Below are 19,185 nucleotides of genomic sequence, written 5' to 3'. Positions count from 1 at the left end.
ATTATGTAGTTTATAAAAATCTCCCTTAAGATAGATGAAATAGAAAGACCATTTGAAAGCCTATTTCACTCAGATCTTAAAGTTTATTCATCTTTTTGAATTTCCCACATTAAAAACTGCCCTTCTTTTTCTTTGCAGATAAAACCGAGCTTTTCAAATAGTCTAACCGAATGTTTTTCATTCATTTCACACTCCATAACAACCTTCTTAACAGACATTTGATATGTTAGCCAATCAATAAAAGCATCAACTGCTTCATATGCAATTGTTTCATCTAATGTCTTATCTTCAACATGATAACAAAGATGAACTTTTCCTTCTTTAGAAGGGTTTCCTTGCATTAAAATATCACCAATAATTTTCTTATCTTCATACATAATAATCATCCACAATCCACATTCAGATTCTTTTTCCTTCTTTTCTAAACTTTCAATATAGAAAGGTAAAAATCCTCGTACATAAGAAGATGGCCAGCTTTTTGGGATTTCAATGGGTGAACGTTTATCTAATTCTTTTCTATGAAATACTAATGATTTAGCAATATCAAGTGAACAAGGAACAATCATTAACCGGTTTGTTAAAATTTCAATCAAGCCATTCTCTCCCCTCTGATTGATTTTAACATCATGAAAAGAAGTAAATACTAAGTGAATTACAGCACTTATCATACATGGTACCTTCGCAATACTTTTCTTGTTTCAAAACAATAAAAAAAGGCGGTTTAGAACATTTTATTCTAACCCACCCTTAAAATATGTTTAAAACCCTAAGATTGCTTTAATGACTGACGTTGTTTCTCCACCGTGATAAAAAACATATAAAAGTAAATAAACTGCAACTCCCGTGATGGCTGTAAAAAACCAAACAATACTTGTTATCGGACCAAGTTTTCGATGTTTCGCATAGTTTTTTTTGTAACCAGTAATTAAAGAAATAATACCTAGTACAGCTCCAACCGTTGCTAATGTTATATGGAAGATAAGAAAAATTGTATAATAAATCTTTAACTCATCTGGACCACCGAAAGCAGTATTGCCGATAAAAATTGTGCGGGAAGCATATATAACAAAGAAAATGATAGCTGATATGGCTGCTAAAAACATTACCTTCATATGTGCTTCAATTTTTCGTTGTTTAATTAGGTACCAACCAATTGCTACAAAAATCGCACTAATCACGATAAAGGACGTACTTATTGTTGGTAAAATCGGTAATGATGTATTCATGGCTCTTCCTCTCTTATAACTTAAAATACTTATGTAAGGCTGACGGATATAAGATGTCAGCTGTCAGCCTACAATCATTCATATATTATTTTACTGGCTCTGGAGACAAGTTCTTTTTCAATTCTAGTTCATCTTTTCGTCTCTCGCTACCTGCCCATTTAAAAAAGATATAAGCAAGAATTGTCCCATAAACAATTTCTTGGATGATTTTCATTAACACTCCACCAAGCTGTTGATCCTCAACAAGTGGTAATGTATTAAACATATCAGGACCAGTAAGATTTAATCCAGCTAACATATCAGCTGGAACACATAATTGTAATGCATTAATCCATGCTTGTGGCTCGGAATAAGTTAAATAAAGTGGGTCATTAGCAAAAATAATAAGTGCACATGCAGGTGTTAATAAGACTCCATCAGCAAAAATATATCCTACTTTTTTTATACCTGTAAGCGATTTCCAATCTGATAATGTATTTAATAATGGCCACCACATACACATAGCACCGATAAAAATAGCTGTCGTCATGATCGCGTGATACAATGAATCAGTTTTCACAAAATCAAAAACTAACGGAACATGATAAAGTGAGAAAACTCCATTGAATACAATCAAAGCTATGATTGGATTCGTTAACACTTTCATTATAGGCTTTATTACTGGACGATATAATATTGATCTCCATAACCAATCCGGTACTCCCAAAATAAGAAATGGGGGTACAACTAAATATAATACTGCCATCTGTGTCATATGTGCACTAAACATAATGTGACCAAGAAGATCAACTGGACTTCCTTTACTAATATAGAGAAACAGTATAGCCGTGACAAAAAGTGCTTTTTGTTTATTTGAAACAGGAGAACTATCTTCAAACTTAGTTCGCCAGGGTCCAATTATCAAAAAATAGATGGCTACAATCAAAAGTAAAACAATGAAAAAATACGGACTCCATAAGGCACGAAATCCAAATATATCAAAGCTCATCTTTAAGTCAGCTCCTTAAGCTAGTCTTTCAGCATTTATTATACACTTTTAGTTCATAGCGTATCAATGAACGTTCTATGACAAATACATTGAGGTTTATTATTGATAACACTCTAAGAGAGCATGATATTTATCTATATACCTTCTCTATTAAGGCGATTTATAATACATCTAACCAATTATATTCAGTCCAGATGGGGGTTTTAACTATTAATGGATAAAGAAAGAGCAATCAGCATAAATGCCAATTGCTCTTCATTGTTTTCATTACCACCAAATGATCGTAACGAAAGCTAAAACTGTTAAGCCAGCTACTCCTACACCTGAAAAAAGAAATAATGCTGGAGTTTCATGTCCTTTATGACTCATATGCATAAAGTAGTAAAGCTGAAAAATGACTTGAATCACTGCAAGCGTAATGATAAAAGGAATCTTGAACCATTCAGCAATTCCATCATATCCTACAGCAATAAACGCAACGATTGTTAAGAAAATCATCATGGCAAATGTTACAACCTGATGTTTCATATCCTCTGCATTTTTTTTACGACGATAAGCAAGGTCTACTTTAGGGTTTGTTGAATTATGATTATTTGCCATCAGTTTATCCCACCATTCCCATTAAGTATACAACAGTGAAAATGAACACCCAAACAACATCAATAAAGTGCCAATATAAACTTGCAACATAATATTTAGGTGCATTATACAAACTTAAACCACGTTTTGCATTTCGAACAATTAAGGTAGTAATCCATAATAGACCAAAAGCAACGTGAAGTCCGTGTGTTCCTACTAGCGTGTAGAAAGAAGACCCAAGTGCACTACTAGTAATTGTGAATTCAAATTCGTGTACATAATGATTAAACTCATAAATTTCTAAAATCAAGAATGCTAATCCTAATAGAACAGTAATGATTAACCAAAGTTGCATTTTACCAAAATTGAAGTTTTTCATATGGTACATTGCATATACACTAGTTAAACTTGATGTTAAAAGTAACATCGTTGCTGCAAATACAAGAGGAATTTCAAATAACTCTTGTGTGGTAGCTCCACCTGCAGTAGATTCTCTTAAAGCTAAGAAAGTTGCAAAAAGAGTTGCAAAGAGTACTGTCTCTCCACCAAGGAATAACCAAAAGCCAGTAAATTTATTTTTGCCTTCAAGGGTTGACTTTTCAGGCGAAGCAGGGAAATTTTCTGCTGTTAATTTTTCTTCAACAGATGCCATTACGCTTTCCCTCCTTTATCTTCATTAAGTAAGTCCTCTTTATGGATATGATATCCATGATCATCAATAACAGAACGTAAGAACATACATGCGAAAGTAATAATGAAACCTACAATTATCGCAGGAAGTCCCCAACTGTAATCCTCACGGTACATTAATCCAAATGATACAATAAATAATCCAAATGACATAATAAACGGTAGGATTGATCCGTTAGGCATATGAATGTCACCAAGTGGTTCAGCTGGTGTCATTTCTTTATTTCCTTCCATCTTCTCAATCCAAAGAGCATCTAATCCACGAACAAGTGGAGTTTGTTTAAAGTTATACTCAGGTGGTGGTGATGAAATCGCCCACTCAAGTGTACGACCGTCTCCCCATGGATCTCTGCCAACTTTTTTACCTTTTACTGCCGTGTAGACAATATTGATAAGTAAAAGAATTGTTCCAGCTGCCATTAAGAAAGCACCGATTGTACTAATAAAGTTTCCTGTATCTAAGCCTTGACCAGGTAAGAATGTGAATACACGACGAGGCATACCCATTAAGCCTAAGAAATGTTGGATAAAGAAAGTTAAATGGAAACCAGTAAAGAATAAAACAAAGATTACCATGTTTAACTTTTCGTTTAACAATTTACCAAACATTGTTGGCCACCAGTAAATAGCACCAGCAAATAATGAGAATACTACCCCACCTACAATTACATAGTGGAAATGAGCTACTACAAAGTAACTATCATGGTATTGATAGTCAGCTGCAGCCATAGCAAGCATTACACCTGTTACTCCACCCATAACGAATGTAGGAATAAATGCTACAGACCATACCATCGGGGACGTAAATTTAATAGATCCTCCCCAAATTGTAAATAGCCAGTTGAAAATTTTAATACCTGTTGGTACAGCGATTGCCATAGTAGCTACCGCGAAAATAGCATTTGCAATTGGTCCTAAACCAGTTGTAAACATATGGTGAGCCCATACCATGAACCCAAGGAAACCAATTAAAACGGTCGCAAATACCATTGATGAATATCCGAACAAACGCTTTCTTGCGAAAACCGGAAGAATATCTGAGAAAATACCGAAAGCAGGTAATACTAAGATATATACTTCAGGGTGTCCAAAAATCCAGAAAATATGTTCGAAAATTACTGTGTTACCGCCTAAAGCAGGGTTAAAGAAAGCAGTACCAAATAAACGATCAAACATTAGAAATGCTAATCCTACTGTTAATGCAGGGAAAGCAAATAAAATAAGTGCAGAAGCTACAAATGTAGTCCATGTAAATAATGGCATACGCATGTAAGTCATTCCAGGTGCACGCATGTTAATGATCGTTACTAGGAAGTTAATCCCAGCTATCAACGTACCTAGACCTGAAACCTGTAAACCTAATAAGTAAAAATCAACACCATGTCCTGGTGATTCTAACGCTAAAGATGCATATGACGTCCAACCTGCGTCAGGTGCTCCTCCTAAAAACCAACTTAAGTTTAAGAATACTCCACCAAAGAAGAATAACCAAAAACCTAAAGAGTTTAAGAATGGAAATGCTACGTCACGAGCACCAATTTGTAATGGTACAACCGCATTCATTAATGCGAATAATAAAGGCATTGCAGCTAAAAATATCATTGTCGTTCCGTGCATTGTTAACACTTCATTGTATAAACCAGCACTAACAAAATCATTGTTCGGAACGGCTAGCTGAATGCGGATCATCATTGCTTCTAATCCACCAACAAGGAAGAAGAAGCCACCGGATATCAGGTAAAGGATAGCGATTTTCTTATGGTCTACCGTTGTGAGATAGTCCCAAAGAACAGCGCCGACCCCTTTTTTCTGAGTTAACGTGCTCACAGTGTTACCTCCCTTTTCATTTAGCTCTTAATTAATTACTTGAGACTTTAAGTCCCATTAAATATTCAGTTAGAGCATCCAACTCTTGATCATTCAATTCTGGATAAGTACCAGTCATTTTATTTCCTGGCTTGTAAGCTTCAGGATCTTCTAACCAGGCACGAACGGTCTTAGCATTGTGTTCAAGAACACCTGCTACACGAGCACGCTCTCCAAATGTTGCTAAGTTTGGAGCAGTTCTTGCAGCTGCTGGTCTCTCATCAGTAGGAGAAACAGCATGACAAGCAATACATCCTTTTTCTTCGAATAATTGCTCACCTTGTTTTGCTAAATCAGTTGATGCAACGGCTTTAGCATTTTCCATGCCAGAGATCCATTGGTCAAATTCGTCTCTGGAAATAGCTTTTACTTTAAAGTCCATTAATCCGTGTGAAGGTCCACAAAGTTCAGCACATTTACCATAGAAATACTCACCAGCTTGGTCAGCTCTTGCTGAATCAAACTTTAACCACATTTGGTTTACATTGTCTACGTTCGTATCCATCTTACCACCAATTGATGGAATCCAGAATGAGTGCTTAACATCTGAAGCAATTAAGTTAAAGTAAACTTTCTCATCAGTTGGAACGACTAAATCTTGACTCGTAATTACTCCGTAATCAGGATATTCAAATTCCCACCAGTATAGATTTGCACGAACATTTACCACGATCGCGTCTTCTGGTTTTCGATTCTCGTCATCGATAGCATCCACCTCTGCAAGTTTAAATGTTGCAGATACCACAGGCACAGCTAAGACAAGAAGTAACAAAATAGGAATAACAGTCCAAATGATTTCTAGCTTATGATTCCCTTCAACTTGTACAGGAATGTTGTCTTCTCCCGTTTTGCTTCTACGGAATTTCATTACAACATAAATGAAGATTACCGTTACGATTGCAATAACGACGACCATAACTAAAGTACTTAATACCATGATGTCGTACTGCATATCCGCTACTTCACCAGCAGGTTTAAGCGTGGAAAGAAACGGTTCACCGCAGCCGGCTAAGACAAGCGTCATAACTGCGAAAAGTGAAAACAGACGCCATTTTGTCAGCCATTTTCTCATAGCCAAATCAAACCCCTCTTTCAGTAATTTAAAGTCCTATCAATTTTTACAGGAACTCTTGTATAAATAAATTCTTTTTAAGAAAGAATTTCACAATTAGATAATGGTGAATAACACCATTGATACAAACAAAATCGTTAAGTAGTTAATTGAATAGACAAACATTTTTGTTGCCCATTTCATTTCAATTTCTTTATTTTTAAAGCCTTTGATTCCAATTATTACCCACCCAATATTAAGAGCGGTTGCTAGAATTAAAAATCCCAACCCAAGCTCATATAGGTAAAACGGCAAAGGTATTAAACAAGCAACCCATACCATAATTTGACGTTTCGTAACATCAAATCCATGAACAACAGGAAGCATTGGAATATTAGCAGCTCGATACTCTTCTGTTCTTCTCATTGCTAAAGCTAAAAAATGTGGTGGTTGCCAAATGAACATAATTAAAAATAGTACCCATGCCATAACACTTAAGTTAGAGTCAATTGCCGCCCATCCAATTAAAGGTGGAACAGCACCTGAAACACTTCCAATAACAGTATTAATGGTATATAAGCGCTTTGACCACATTGTATACAAAAAGATATAAGTAACAACCCCTACCAACGAAATAATTGTCGCAGTGATCGTTGTCATAAGCATTAATGCAAATCCTACAGTTAACAGAAAGATTCCAATCCACAATGCATGCATTGGATTCATTTTTCCAGTAACAGTTGGACGCTCCTTTGTTCTTTCCATTAAATGATCAATATCTCTGTCATAGTAATTATTAATTGCACAGGATCCAGCGATTACTAATGAAGAACCAAGTAATGTAAATAGTACGACATCAATATTAGCTAGAAATCCTTTACCACTAAAGTAAAGAGCAAGCCAAATACCAGTAAAGGTAGTTATTGCATTTGAATTAACAATCCCTACTTTAATTAATGAAAGGAAATCCTTCCAGAGTGTCGTCTCACGTATATCATTTGAATGATGCTTAATGGCAGCCTCATCCAAGACTTTTGTATCTGCCAATTCATTTACCTCCTTACCCAATATAACCTAATGTCATTAGGCTATTTCAAATTCCTTCACCTGTCTTTAAAATACTTGCTTTTGAAATAAGCAGTCTCTTCTATTACATATGATAACATAGTTAAGAGAAGTAAGATGAAGGCGGTTGCAACCTGCTAATTTTCTATATCTTATCATACTAAAAAAATAAACATTTAAAAACGGTCTACTTGATATTAAAACATAATTCTTTCTTAAATTGTGAATAATTTATGAAGTATTTTTGTCGGAATTGTGAAGGGATACATCCCCTTGAACTATACTACTATACCAAGCCTTCCTATTTTATCATAATTTCCATTTCAATTCTTAGGAAAAAATAGTTATTGTAATAAAAATAAAGGTACATTTTATTTCTAGCAAACTCCTAATACACATTCAACCCCTTTAACGGATCAATAAATTGTATGAAAACTATATTTGACACCCTTTTCATAAAACTTAAGAACTTTGTGAACATTTTACGTTATTTATTGTCTTTTTCTTGTACATTGTGTACGATACGGTGGAGTATTTTTTTCTATTATTAATCTCAATTGACTATACTTAAGTAGGTGAACATGTTGCAACGTGCTCTTAAATGGTTCGCCGTTTTGACAACAGTGATTATGTTGTGTGTTTTAATTGGCGGAGCTCTTGTTACGAAAACTGAGTCAGGTGCAGGATGTGGAGATTCTTGGCCGCTATGTCATGGCGAGTTTGTACCGAGTGAAATTACTTTTGAACTCGTTGTGGAACTTAGTCATCGTTTGGTTAGTGGACTTGCTGGTATAGCTGTGTTAATTCTCTCAATATGGTCTTGGAAACAAATAGGTCATATAAGAGAAACGAAGTTCTTAGCTATACTATCAGTGTTTTTTCTAGTATTGCAGGCCTTAATTGGGGCTGCTGCTGTTATGTGGGGCCAATCAGATGCCGTTCTTGCTCTTCATTTCGGTATATCGCTTATTTCCTTTGCATCTGTTTTGTTATTAACACTGTTAATATTTGAAGTTGATAAGAAATTTGACTCAAAGACATTAATAATTGATAAGACTATGAAATTTCATATGGTGGGCATTATCGTCTACTCATATGTTGTCGTTTACACTGGCGCATATGTTAGACATAAAGGTGCAAGTCTAGCCTGTCCAGAATGGCCGATGTGCAGCGGACGAGCAGGTGGTCTGCCGACTACACTTCATGAATGGATTCAAATGGGCCACCGAATGGCTGCGGGCATTATTTTTATTTGGATAGCATATACCGCATGGCGCGCATTTAAGTATCACAAACATCAAAAAATAATTTATAAAGGTTGGATGATTGCCTTTATTTTAGTATGTATGCAGGTAACATCCGGAGCATTTGTTGTTTTATCAGGGTTAAATCTTTTTGTATCGTTAGCTCATGCACTTATAATTTCCTGTTTGTTTGGCCTATTCAGCTATTTTCTTTTATTAGTTAGTCGTAGTAATTTAAATACTGAGGTTAGTTCAACAACTGAACAATCATTTTCCAAATAAAAAAGAGGCTTTCGCCTCTTTTTTTATTTTTCTCTAAAGTATTGGTAGATTAACCTTTAGAAATTTCTATTAACAGATCACCGGATTGAATTCCCTCACCATTAGAAACATGAATATCTTTTACAACTCCTGTAAAGGGAGCTTGAACTGTAGTTTCCATTTTCATAGCTTCAGTAATGATTAAATGATCCCCTTTGTTCACTTTTTCACCTTTTTCAACTAACACCTTAATAACTGTGCCTGGCATGGTCGCACCAATATGGTCTCCATTGCTTTTATCAGCCTTAAGCTTTGATACTACCGTAGATTGAATGTTATCGTCTTTAATCATCACTTCACGGGGCTGACCATTCAATTCAAAATAGACAATTCTATGTCCATCAGCTTGAGGTTCACCAATTGAAACGAGTTTCACTATTAATGTTTTACCTTGTTCAATTTCAACCTCTATCTCCTCACCCAACCTCATCCCATATAAAAAAGTTGGGGTATCAAGGACGGAAATATCACCATACATGTCGCATGTTTTAATATATTCGGAAAAGACTTTTGGGTAAAGAGCATTAGCAATTAGTTCAAAATTAGTTACAGGTCTCCCTAAACTATGAAATAGCTCTTCTTTCATAGCTTGAAAATTTACAGGTTCAAGTTTTTCACCAGGTCGTTCTGTAATAGGCGTGCGACCTTTTAAAATAATTCGTTGTAATTCTTTAGGAAACCCTCCGTGCGGTTGCCCTAAATACCCCTCAAACAATTCAATAACAGAATCTGGAAAATCCAGTGTTTCTCCCTTTTCAAAAATATCATCTTCATTTAGTTTATTTTGAACCATAAATAATGCCATGTCGCCAACAACCTTTGACGAAGGGGTAACTTTAACTATGTCTCCGAATAGATCATTCACTCTTCGGTACATCTCTTTTACTTTATCCCATTCATCACCTAATCCAACAGCCTTTGCTTGCTGCCTAAGATTACTATATTGTCCTCCTGGCATCTCATGCATATAAATTTCTGAATGTGGTGCATTCATACCACTTTCAAAGTTAACATAATATTTTCTAACATTCTCCCAATATTGTGAAAGCTGTTCTAATGACTGTATATCTATATTTGGTTGTCGCTCATATCCTTCTAGTGCATAATAGAGGGAATTCGCACTAGGCTGTGAGGTAAGCCCCGCCATTGAACTTACGGCTACATCAACTATATCCACTCCAGCCTCAATCGCTTTTGAATAGGTGAAAATTCCATTACCACTTGTATCATGGGTATGAAGATGGATTGGAAGATCAACTGCATCTTTAAGAGTAGATATGAGTTCATAAGCTGCTTTAGGTTTAAGTAAACCTGCCATATCCTTAATCGCTAGGATATGTGCACCAGCTTGCTCAAGCTCTTTTGCTATGTTTTTATAGTATTCTAAATTATATTTAGGTCTACTTGAATCCAATGTATCTCCTGTATAGCAAATAGCAGCTTCAGCAATTTTTCCGGATTTACCTACCTCATCAATTGCCAATGTCATTCCTTTAACCCAGTTCAAGCTGTCAAAAATTCTAAAAACGTCAATACCAGCATATGCTGATTTTTCAACAAATTCCTTTATGACATTATCAGGATAATTTTTATATCCAACTGCATTTGATGCTCGTAGTAGCATTTGTAATAATACATTCGGCACTTTTTCACGAATTGTTAATAAACGATCCCACGGATCTTCTTTTAAAAAGCGGTAAGAAACATCAAAAGTTGCCCCTCCCCACATTTCTAATGAAAATAAATGAGGTAACAGATGCGAAGTAGGTTCTGCTATATTCTTCAAGTCATTTGTTCGCACTCGTGTTGCAAGTAAGGATTGGTGTCCATCCCTAAATGTTGTATCAGTTAACAGTACTTGATTTTGATCCTTTATCCACTTAACAAGCCCTGAAGCACCTTGTTGGTCCAAAATCTGTTTCGTTCCATTTACTCTTTGTTCAGAGTACTTTACTTTTGGAACAACAGGCTTCTCAAACACTGGCTTCTTTTGTTTATCTATTCCTGGGAATCCATTTACAGTAACAGTTCCAATGTATGAAAGCATTTTTGTTCCCCTGTCTTTCCTTTTTGGAAAAACGAATAACTCAGGTGATGAGTCAATAAAGGATGTATTATATTTTCCACTTAAGAAATCCTCATGCTTTACTACATTTTCTAAGAAAGGAATATTTGTTTTAATCCCTCTTATTCTAAATTCCCTTAAATTTCTGACCATTTTAGATGCAGCTTGCTCAAATGTTAAAGCCCAAGTCGACAGCTTTACTAGTAATGAATCATAGTGAGGAGTAATAACAGCCCCTTGAAACCCATTTCCTGCATCTAATCGAACACCAAAGCCGCCACCTGATCGGTAGGCCATAATTTTACCGGTATCGGGCATAAAGTTATTTAAAGGGTCTTCTGTCGTAACCCTAGATTGAATTGCATATCCATTTACTTTAATTTGATCTTGAGATAGAATACCAATCTCTTTACTTGCTAGATTATGGCCCTGAGCTATCAGAATTTGAGTTTGAACAATATCGATCCCTGTTATCATTTCGGTTATCGTATGTTCAACCTGAACACGTGGATTTACTTCAATAAAATAATAGTGATCTCCTGAAACTAAAAATTCAACTGTTCCTGCATTTAAATATTTTACATTATCCATAAGCTTTACAGCATCATCACAAATTCTAATACGTAGGTCCTCTGATAAAGAAACACTAGGTGCTACCTCAACAACCTTTTGATGACGTCTCTGGACAGAACAATCTCTTTCATAAAGGTGAACAGTATTCCCATCATGATCTCCGAATATTTGAACTTCAATATGTTTAGGATTCTCAATAAATTTTTCTACATAAACCTCATCATTTCCAAAAGCTGCTTTTGCTTCAGATTTTGCACGTTCATATGATTCTTGTAAGCTTTCTTTACTTCTTACAATCCTCATCCCTCTTCCGCCTCCACCAAGTGAAGCCTTAATCATAAAAGGATAACCGTATGTATCTCCAAATTCAATCACTTCATCAAGGCTTGCTACAGGACCATCACTCCCCGGAATAACAGGTATATTTGCTAGTTCTGCCTGTTTTCTTGCCTTTACCTTATCTCCAAACATATCTAAATGCTCAGATTTAGGTCCTACAAAAATGATTCCCTCTTCCTCACATCTTCTAGCAAAATGAATATTCTCAGATAAAAAACCATAACCTGGATGTATGGCATCAACCTGATTATTTTTTGCGATCTCAATGATTCCTTCAATATCAAGATAGGCATCAATTGGTTTCTTTCCTTCTCCTACTAAATAAGCTTCATCAGCTTTATAGCGATGGTAAGACCCGGTATCTTCCTTCGAATAAATCGCTACTGTTCTAATATTCAACTCTGTGCATGCCCGGAACACCCTTATTGCGATTTCCCCTCTGTTTGCAACTAAAAGCTTATTCAATGTACCCATTAACAAACTTCCCCTCCTAAAACAAACAATTAGTTTGTTGATTAGTATAACACATTAAAGAAAAATGTTATACAAAAATTCACTGACTATTTGGCCTTTTAAACAAACACAGTAGGTAGGTATATGTATAATATAAATAAAATACCCTTCAGACAAACATTTGTGACTGAGGGGTATTTTAAGTAATTTTATCTTATTGAAGTATTCTTTGTTGTTGGTTGAATAGGCTGAACTTCTTGTAATGGTTGATTATCCATTTTCACAGGCTTCTTATACGTATCGCGATATGTTGTAAACATTGATACATTTATAAGTAGCCCCATAGAGATAAGGAGCAAAAGAATAGAAGAACCTCCATAACTTATAAACGGTAATGGAACACCTGTAATCGGTAGTAATCCCGTTAAGCCGCCTAAATTAATCATAGATTGAATGGCAATCATACTTGAGATGCCAACGGCAAGCAAGGTACCAAAAGGATCTTGACATTTCCTAGCAATATAAAACCCTTTTATTACAATAAAAGCTAGTAGAATCAATACAAATAGGACTCCAAAGATTCCTAATTCTTCAGCAATGATAGACATAATAAAATCAGTATGTGATTCAGGTAAGTATCCATACTTTTGAACACTTTGTCCCAATCCTAATCCTGTTAAGCCACCAGAACCAATTGCATAAAGAGAATTCACAAGTTGATATCCTGCTCCCCCTTCGGTTCCGAAAGGATCTAGCACACCAGTAAAACGACTCATCTGTTCATCACTAAAAAACCCTTTAAGTACGATATACGGTAGCATCAATAAACCAAATAACCCTAAAAGAGATATTAGCTTTAACATACTTTTTATCGCCATTCCTGAGCAGACAATCATACAAATAGCAATCATCCCGATTATAAAAGCAGTTCCAAAGTCAGGTTGAATGACAACAAAAAAGCAAATAAGTCCTGTGAAAATAAGCGGAGGAAGAACACCTCGTCCAAATTCATCTATATAAGACTGTTTCTTATCATAAACAGCTGCAAGATAAATGATTACACTTAGCTTCACAAACTCACCAGGCTGAAGGCTGAAACCACCTAACTTGATCCAACTTTGAGCGTTACCGGCTACATGCCCGATAAAAAATAAGGAGACTAAGAGGCCAATTGAACCAAAGACAATAAATTTTAAAATTTTACTATTTAAAAATGCTCTGTAAGGAAAAATCATCATTACAATAAATGCAAGACCTCCTCCAATTAGAGCCATTTTTTGCCTTTGGAAAAAATGATCTGGCTCAAAGCCATATCGTGCAACTGCTGTGATCATACTAGAACTATAAACCATAACTAGTCCAAATGAACATAACAGGATAACAGCTAATATTAATGAATAATCATATGATTTTATTATTTTTTTCATCATAATTATCTCTTCCTTACTTAAAAACATGAAGTAAATCTAGTTGTACCTTTATTTTACTATATCTTCGCTTTTTGTAGAGGAAAATCCTTTAAAATCGTTATATTTTTATCAATAAACTAAAAAAACTCAAACTATTATGTGTGAGTTTGAGTTTTTAGTCAACTATTTTGTTGTAAATGCATCGTGTAATGCAGACAACTCTCTTTCAAGCGAATCAAGAAGTTCTTTTCCTTCACGTTCCTCAACTAAACCAAGCCTTACAGCGAAGTCTATTTCCCTAGATAAACCAAACATTTGTGTATCTAAAACCTCTTCATAAAGTGGACATTGAGGCATCGTTAAATTATCCATTTGAACCTTGATTAATTTCATGATTTTATCAGCATCTGCCTTAAGTACCGCAAGTGCCTTTTCTCGATGATTAACAGCAATCTCAGACGCCAATTTAATCCCTCCGTTTCCGAGCGATTACCCTATTCTATGTATTAATATTAAATCCATTGAAGGAAAAAAGCAAGGACAAACAGACTAAAGATTAAATAATCCTCTAAAATTTAAGCCTATTTGTTAATTCTTAAAAATTATCATAATGGAATTAGATTTTGATAGGCTAAAGCTATTGTATTTTTTAAACTAATGATCTCTCTTCTGAAATGGAATTATTTGTGAACTTCGTTTAAAAAAGGATGCTATCTTAACATGTGACAAATTTTCCATAAAAGCTTATACTAGCGTTGTAAAGGGGTGTTCATAATGAATTCAATTATTATTATAAAAGGAAAGGTAAATTATCAAATTACCTTAGATCCAGGTGTTTGGATTTTCGATGATAGAAAAGTTGATTTGACAACTTATTTTCATACGGAACAGGAATCAAAAGATGAGTTAGAAGAGTACACGAAAGCGGTATCTAAACACTGGGAACGTGAAATTCGCGAAGGAGCTATTTACCCTCCAACACTTAAGACAGAACGTACATATGAGAGAGAGAAAATTTTGAACGGAACCTTCGGAATTCCTTTTAAACCCTTCCTTCAAAATGCCGAGTTCCAAGATGATGCAAAAGAGATTCAATTTATTACAAAAGACCAGAAATACATCGTTCCACTTGAAGATGCATCAGAGATGATATTAGGGTTTAGCAAGAAAGGAAAACCTCTTAAGGAAGATGGTCCAATTCACGTTTATTATGGTAATGGTTCAAATATCGATTCACCAATAACGCATGTAAAAGAAATCATTGTTTCTTAATTAGTTACGAAAAGGGCTCATTAAAGCCCTTTTCGATTTCACTAATTGTCCATCACTATAGTATGTCAGCTGCAAGCTGAGCCAACCCAGACCTTTCTCCTTTTACCAGCCTTACATGACCAGCTATAGGCTGATCTTTAAACTTTTCCACAACATAAGTTAGTCCATTATTATATTCATCTAAATAAGGATGATCTATTTGTTCAGGATCTCCCATTAAAACAATTTTACTTCTCTCTCCAACACGCGTAAGAATGGTTTTCACTTCATGCTTTGTTAAATTTTGTGCTTCATCAATAATAATAATTTGCTCAGGTATACTTCTTCCACGAATATACGTTAAAGCTTCTACTTCAATTGACCCCATACCAGCTAATATAGCATCAAGCTCACCTGGCTTTTTGGTATTAAAGAGATATTCAAGGTTATCAAATATTGGCTGCATCCACGGTCTAAGCTTTTCTTCTTTCTCACCAGGTAAAAATCCTAAATCTTTTCCAACAGGTACAATCGGTCTTGCAACAAGTAACTTTTTGTAAGAACCAAGATCTTCAGTTTGCATAAGACCTGCCGCTAAAGCGAGTAATGTTTTTCCAGTTCCTGCTTTACCAATTAGTGTAACTAAAGGCAAGTCCGTTCTAAGTAAAAGCTCCATAGCCATCGTTTGTTGTACATTTCTAGGTTTGATTCCCCAAATGTGATCATGGTCGAATACTAGTCTTTGAATTTTCTTACCTGAATGATCTACCTTACCAATTGCAGAGGACGAACCTCCAAGTGCATCTTTCATGATCACAAATTGATTTGGATAAAAAGGATGATCCGTTATTTCTGATAATATCAATTCATTTTTTTCATAAAAACGATTTAAATTTTCATTACTAATATACATGTCGAGAAAGCCTGAATAGATGTGATCGATTTCTACTACTCGATCACTTAAAAAATCCTCAGCAATTAAACCAATCGCATCAGCCTTTACTCGAACGAGTGTGTCCTTACTCACTAATATTACTGCTCGGCCATTTTCTTTCGTCTGTTCCTCTAATGATAAATTCTTTGCCACTGCAAGTATTCGGTTATCATTTGTTTTTTCAACAAAAATTTCTTGTAATTGGTGAAAAGACCGATGATTTAATTCTATCCTTAATGACCCACCATTGGGTAAAGGAATTTTCTCATGAAGTTTGCCTGTTTCTCTAAGCTGATCAATCAGTTTTGAAACTTGTCTTGCATTTCTTCCTATTTCATCCATATACCGCTTCTTTGAATCAACCTCTTCTAAAACCACTGCTGGAATAACTACTTCATTTTCTTCAAAGGAAAAAATTGAATTCGGATCTTGCAATAATACATTTGTGTCTAGAACATAAATCTTCCTCAAACCTCCGCCTCCTACTCCGTTCCTATTTTTTTATGGAGTTTAAACAATTAGGTGGTGAAAAAAAGTCAAGCTGTGAATGAAGCGTTGCTAAAATATATGAAAGAATGAATAAAGATAGAAGGTTTATTAGACAATAAAATTAAAAAGCAGTAAAAAAACTTCTTTTCAACTTAAATTCGGATGTAAAATCAATAAACATTTCGGTGAATATCAGATGAGTTAAAAGTGGTGTACGGAAAGACTCCTTAGTGAAACACACTAAAGGAAAAAAGGATCAAAAACCAGGAAAGATTAACATGAATATTTAAAAAAATCATAAGGAGTGATCTCATGAAATTCATTACAATTCTTTTGTTATCGTTCCTCATCATAACCGGTTGCAATCAAGACCAAGGTGCTAATGATACGCAAAACAATGACGGAAACGAAACACAAATAAATGTTAAGAACAGCGTAGAACAGCATGTGGATCGTAAAACAGGACAAGAAATCTCAAAGCATCTTGTGGAGCTTGCCAATCAAATACCTGAAGTTAACGATGCAACAGCTGTTGTGCTTGGACAATTTGCAGTTGTAGGTATTGACGTTAATTCAAAACTTGATCGTAATAAAGTAGAATCAATAAAATATACAGTTGCTGAAAGCTTAATGCATGATCCATATGGAGCAAGAGCAATCGTCATTGCAGATGCAGATACAAACGTTAGACTACGTGAAATGGCCAACGAAATTCAGGAAGGACGACCAATTGTGGGTATCTTAGACGAGTTAGCAGCCATTGTTGGACGTGTCGTACCAGAAGTACCGGCTGAAATCTTAGATAACCAACAAAAACAACCAACAGAGCAAAGTAAGAATCAACTAAATGAGCAAGAAGAAAAGTCGTTAGAAAAAGAACAGCAAGATCAATCGAATGGTCATTTAAACGATAAGTAAATCAGTTACTTTGTTAATATAAAAAGACTGCCTGGAACAATTTATGAATACCTAATTCGTGTTAGCTATGTTAGGGATCATCTTGTTTCAAGCAGTCTTTTTTCTAAATACGACTATAAGATATTCACTTTTCAAGCATGATTTTTTAAAGCATCTAATACTTGTTTATCTAACTTAGACGCCGCTTTTTCATCATATGTTTTTTCATATTGTGGTTCGGCTGAAATCTTTGAACCATAGAACATAACATCACGAACTTCAATTATCGATATTTCAATTAAAGCAAGTTTCAACGGAACTTCTTCCAACCTTTCTCCTTTAAGATGTGCATTTCCGTTAATGGAGTATGTAGATTCGTTAGCTATTAAATTTAAAACAACTGCAGGATGTTTCTTTATATTATCAATGATTCGTGAACGTTGATCTATTGCTAAAAAAATCCGGTTAGTTTCCGGAGCAAAAACCCAAGAAATGGCACTTATGTTTGGAGAACCCGTTTCATAATCAATTGTTGCCAAAGTTACATACCGCTCTTGTTGCAAAGCATTAAATAAGGGCTCAATTAACACTGGTTCAACTTTATTAGCCATCTGAATCCTCCCTTTCCATTTTATATAGAAATATCATACCTTTTTTTCTAAAATGTTCCAACTAAAAACATTCCTTCTCAATTCTTTTAAAGGCTTATGTTATAATATGACCAATAGAATTAGTAAAAAGATATTAAATAATAAAGAGGTGCCAAATGAGAGTTAAGTGTGTTATTTGTGATACAGTGGAAAACATTGACGATGAAACATTAGTTGCAAAACGACTTAGAAATCGTCCAATTCATACATATATGTGTAATCCTTGTCAAAACAGAATTACAGAAAAAACAAATGAGCGAATTGCAACTGGTAAGTTTCGACTTTATCAAGATAAAAAGACAGAAGACACCTGGTGAGAATACTTCAAGGGCTCGTTACCGGACTTATAAGCGGAACGGTATTGGGCTTGTTTTTAAAATTAGTCGAAACATTAACAAAACTAAAGGTTTACACACTATTATTAAATATTGATTTTATTTATATTGGTTATATTCCTGAAATCTTAGAATTTATTATTCATCTAGCAGTATCTGTTATAATCGGGGTAATCTTTGTTTTTTTTACTCATTCCCCTAAGCTCATACAGATGAAACAGCAGGTTCTTCTTTCATGTTTCCTAACCTTACCAACTGTTTTTTTATATTTCCCTTTAACAATACTTTCCATAAAAGAAACACCAGATATACTTGACTTTACAGCTATACTTTGGTGGACACTAGGACACTTACTATACGCCTTAATCCTACCAATTCCACTACGATTTTTTTCTAAATCAACTAAAAAATAAAGGTTCTGACTTTGGTCAGAACCTTTATTTTGCTTCTTCTGCTTCTTGTTTTTTGACTGATATAGCCTGATTTTGTAAATAATTAAAATAAGTGCTGCAACCACTAATCCTTCTGCAACTGGTAAAAAGATCCCTAAAAACGTTAATACCGTACAACCAAAGGCTAAAAAGGTATAAATAACAGCCGATTTTAAAATTGGGAGTTTTTTAGCAAACCCAAGTTTATATACAAGAATCGATAAAAATAAGATTGTTAAGTATAACATCCACATCCCAAGCTTCGGATTATCGACAACTTGGTACAGGCTAGGAAAAAACGAAAGTCTTTCTGAAACATCCATCATGTC

At 34.9% G+C, this 19,185-nt stretch carries 17 protein-coding genes and 1 pseudogene; 4 read left to right on the top strand and 14 right to left on the bottom strand.

Going from position 1 to position 19,185, the window contains the following annotated elements; all coding sequences use genetic code 11:
• Positions 1–83: 83 nt before the first annotated feature.
• The 8 genes from D9842_RS03455 to cyoE all read right to left on the bottom strand — a co-directional run bounded on the left by D9842_RS03455 (position 84) and on the right by cyoE (position 7,447).
• Entirely contained in the window at positions 84–593 is a 510-nt protein-coding gene (locus tag D9842_RS03455) for a GNAT family N-acetyltransferase (RefSeq protein WP_162987285.1), read from the bottom strand.
• A gap of 165 nt (positions 594–758) precedes the next feature.
• Positions 759–1,226 carry a DUF420 domain-containing protein gene (locus tag D9842_RS03450; protein WP_121661293.1) on the bottom strand — a complete coding sequence of 156 codons (468 nt, stop codon included), beginning with the start codon at positions 1,224–1,226 and terminating at the stop codon, positions 759–761.
• 85 nt (positions 1,227–1,311) lie between these two features.
• Positions 1,312–2,214, bottom strand: a complete 903-nt coding sequence (gene ctaG, locus D9842_RS03445; RefSeq protein WP_121661292.1) for a cytochrome c oxidase assembly factor CtaG — start codon at positions 2,212–2,214, stop codon at positions 1,312–1,314.
• 267 nt (positions 2,215–2,481) lie between these two features.
• Positions 2,482–2,814, bottom strand: coding sequence for a cytochrome c oxidase subunit IVB (ctaF, locus tag D9842_RS03440; RefSeq protein ID WP_121661291.1), 333 nt, complete (start codon positions 2,812–2,814; stop codon positions 2,482–2,484).
• Positions 2,815–2,818: 4 nt separating this feature from the next.
• Positions 2,819–3,445, bottom strand: coding sequence for a cytochrome c oxidase subunit III (gene ctaE, locus D9842_RS03435; RefSeq protein ID WP_098799407.1), 627 nt, complete (start codon positions 3,443–3,445; stop codon positions 2,819–2,821).
• Positions 3,445–5,310: a cytochrome c oxidase subunit I gene (ctaD, locus tag D9842_RS03430; protein ID WP_121661290.1), complete on the bottom strand. Its 1,866-nt coding sequence runs from the start codon at positions 5,308–5,310 to the stop codon at positions 3,445–3,447. Before ctaD ends, ctaE begins: the two co-directional genes overlap by 1 nt.
• A 31-nt stretch (positions 5,311–5,341) precedes the next feature.
• The gene (gene coxB, locus D9842_RS03425; RefSeq protein ID WP_121664927.1) at positions 5,342–6,421 is read right to left on the bottom strand and encodes a cytochrome c oxidase subunit II; all 1,080 of its coding nucleotides are present in this window, start codon (positions 6,419–6,421) and stop codon (positions 5,342–5,344) included.
• A gap of 96 nt (positions 6,422–6,517) precedes the next feature.
• On the bottom strand, positions 6,518–7,447 hold the full coding sequence (gene cyoE / locus D9842_RS03420; RefSeq protein WP_121661289.1) for a heme o synthase: 930 nt from the start codon (positions 7,445–7,447) through the stop codon (positions 6,518–6,520).
• A gap of 602 nt (positions 7,448–8,049) precedes the next feature.
• Between cyoE and D9842_RS03415 the strand changes: the two genes are divergently transcribed.
• Positions 8,050–8,991, top strand: coding sequence for a COX15/CtaA family protein (locus D9842_RS03415; protein ID WP_121661288.1), 942 nt, complete (start codon positions 8,050–8,052; stop codon positions 8,989–8,991).
• 49 nt (positions 8,992–9,040) lie between these two features.
• Here D9842_RS03415 and pyc read toward each other — a convergent pair whose 3' ends face one another.
• The 3 genes from pyc to D9842_RS03400 all read right to left on the bottom strand — a co-directional run bounded on the left by pyc (position 9,041) and on the right by D9842_RS03400 (position 14,334).
• On the bottom strand, positions 9,041–12,481 hold the full coding sequence (pyc, locus tag D9842_RS03410; protein ID WP_121664926.1) for a pyruvate carboxylase: 3,441 nt from the start codon (positions 12,479–12,481) through the stop codon (positions 9,041–9,043).
• Between the two features lie 188 nt (positions 12,482–12,669).
• Positions 12,670–13,890: an FtsW/RodA/SpoVE family cell cycle protein gene (locus tag D9842_RS03405; protein ID WP_121661287.1), complete on the bottom strand. Its 1,221-nt coding sequence runs from the start codon at positions 13,888–13,890 to the stop codon at positions 12,670–12,672.
• 162 nt (positions 13,891–14,052) lie between these two features.
• The gene (locus D9842_RS03400) at positions 14,053–14,334 is read right to left on the bottom strand and encodes an Fpa/YlaN family protein (RefSeq protein ID WP_098799401.1); all 282 of its coding nucleotides are present in this window, start codon (positions 14,332–14,334) and stop codon (positions 14,053–14,055) included.
• Between the two features lie 309 nt (positions 14,335–14,643).
• On the opposite strand from D9842_RS03400, the gene D9842_RS03395 reads away from it, so the two are divergent.
• On the top strand, positions 14,644–15,141 hold the full coding sequence (locus D9842_RS03395; RefSeq protein ID WP_121661286.1) for a peptidyl-prolyl cis-trans isomerase: 498 nt from the start codon (positions 14,644–14,646) through the stop codon (positions 15,139–15,141).
• Between the two features lie 55 nt (positions 15,142–15,196).
• On the opposite strand, the gene D9842_RS03390 is transcribed toward D9842_RS03395, so the two are convergent.
• Positions 15,197–16,525 carry a PhoH family protein gene (locus D9842_RS03390; protein ID WP_121661285.1) on the bottom strand — a complete coding sequence of 443 codons (1,329 nt, stop codon included), beginning with the start codon at positions 16,523–16,525 and terminating at the stop codon, positions 15,197–15,199.
• Between the two features lie 330 nt (positions 16,526–16,855).
• Here D9842_RS03390 and D9842_RS03385 point away from each other — a divergent pair, with 330 nt between their 5' ends.
• Positions 16,856–17,461, top strand: coding sequence for a YhcN/YlaJ family sporulation lipoprotein (locus D9842_RS03385; protein WP_121661284.1), 606 nt, complete (start codon positions 16,856–16,858; stop codon positions 17,459–17,461).
• A 131-nt stretch (positions 17,462–17,592) separates the two neighbouring features.
• Here the strand turns inward: D9842_RS03385 and D9842_RS03380 are convergent, their stop codons facing one another.
• A complete protein-coding gene (locus tag D9842_RS03380) occupies positions 17,593–18,051 on the bottom strand; it encodes a pyridoxamine 5'-phosphate oxidase family protein (RefSeq protein ID WP_121661283.1) in 459 nt (152 codons plus the stop codon).
• Between the two features lie 155 nt (positions 18,052–18,206).
• On the opposite strand from D9842_RS03380, the gene D9842_RS03375 reads away from it, so the two are divergent.
• On the top strand, positions 18,207–18,407 hold the full coding sequence (locus D9842_RS03375; protein ID WP_098799396.1) for a YlaI family protein: 201 nt from the start codon (positions 18,207–18,209) through the stop codon (positions 18,405–18,407).
• Between the two features lie 463 nt (positions 18,408–18,870).
• Here the strand turns inward: D9842_RS03375 and D9842_RS03365 are convergent.
• Positions 18,871–19,182: pseudogene (locus D9842_RS03365) on the bottom strand (YlaH-like family protein); the annotation flags it as partial.
• Between the last annotated feature and the right edge of the window lie 3 nt (positions 19,183–19,185).

The organism is Metabacillus litoralis, from assembly GCF_003667825.1.
In the GTDB taxonomy this organism is placed as follows: domain Bacteria; phylum Bacillota; class Bacilli; order Bacillales; family Bacillaceae; genus Metabacillus; species Metabacillus litoralis_B.
The sequence above is the reverse complement of the archived record's forward strand: the minus strand, read 5'-3'. Positions and strand labels throughout refer to the sequence as shown.

Bases quoted from the DNA above. Each gene is read 5' to 3' on its own strand.
- D9842_RS03405 (WP_121661287.1), bottom strand. From the start codon at position 13,890: ATGATGAAAAAAATAATAAAATCATATGATTATTCATTAATATTAGCT.
- coxB (WP_121664927.1), bottom strand. From the start codon at position 6,421: ATGAGAAAATGGCTGACAAAATGGCGTCTGTTTTCACTTTTCGCAGTT.
- ctaF (WP_121661291.1), bottom strand. From the start codon at position 2,814: ATGGCAAATAATCATAATTCAACAAACCCTAAAGTAGACCTTGCTTAT.
- ctaG (WP_121661292.1), bottom strand. From the start codon at position 2,214: ATGAGCTTTGATATATTTGGATTTCGTGCCTTATGGAGTCCGTATTTT.
- D9842_RS03395 (WP_121661286.1), top strand. From the start codon at position 14,644: ATGAATTCAATTATTATTATAAAAGGAAAGGTAAATTATCAAATTACC.
- D9842_RS03380 (WP_121661283.1), bottom strand. From the start codon at position 18,051: ATGGCTAATAAAGTTGAACCAGTGTTAATTGAGCCCTTATTTAATGCT.
- D9842_RS03450 (WP_121661293.1), bottom strand. From the start codon at position 1,226: ATGAATACATCATTACCGATTTTACCAACAATAAGTACGTCCTTTATC.
- pyc (WP_121664926.1), bottom strand. From the start codon at position 12,481: ATGGGTACATTGAATAAGCTTTTAGTTGCAAACAGAGGGGAAATCGCA.
- D9842_RS03385 (WP_121661284.1), top strand. From the start codon at position 16,856: ATGAAATTCATTACAATTCTTTTGTTATCGTTCCTCATCATAACCGGT.
- ctaE (WP_098799407.1), bottom strand. From the start codon at position 3,445: ATGGCATCTGTTGAAGAAAAATTAACAGCAGAAAATTTCCCTGCTTCG.
- D9842_RS03375 (WP_098799396.1), top strand. From the start codon at position 18,207: ATGAGAGTTAAGTGTGTTATTTGTGATACAGTGGAAAACATTGACGAT.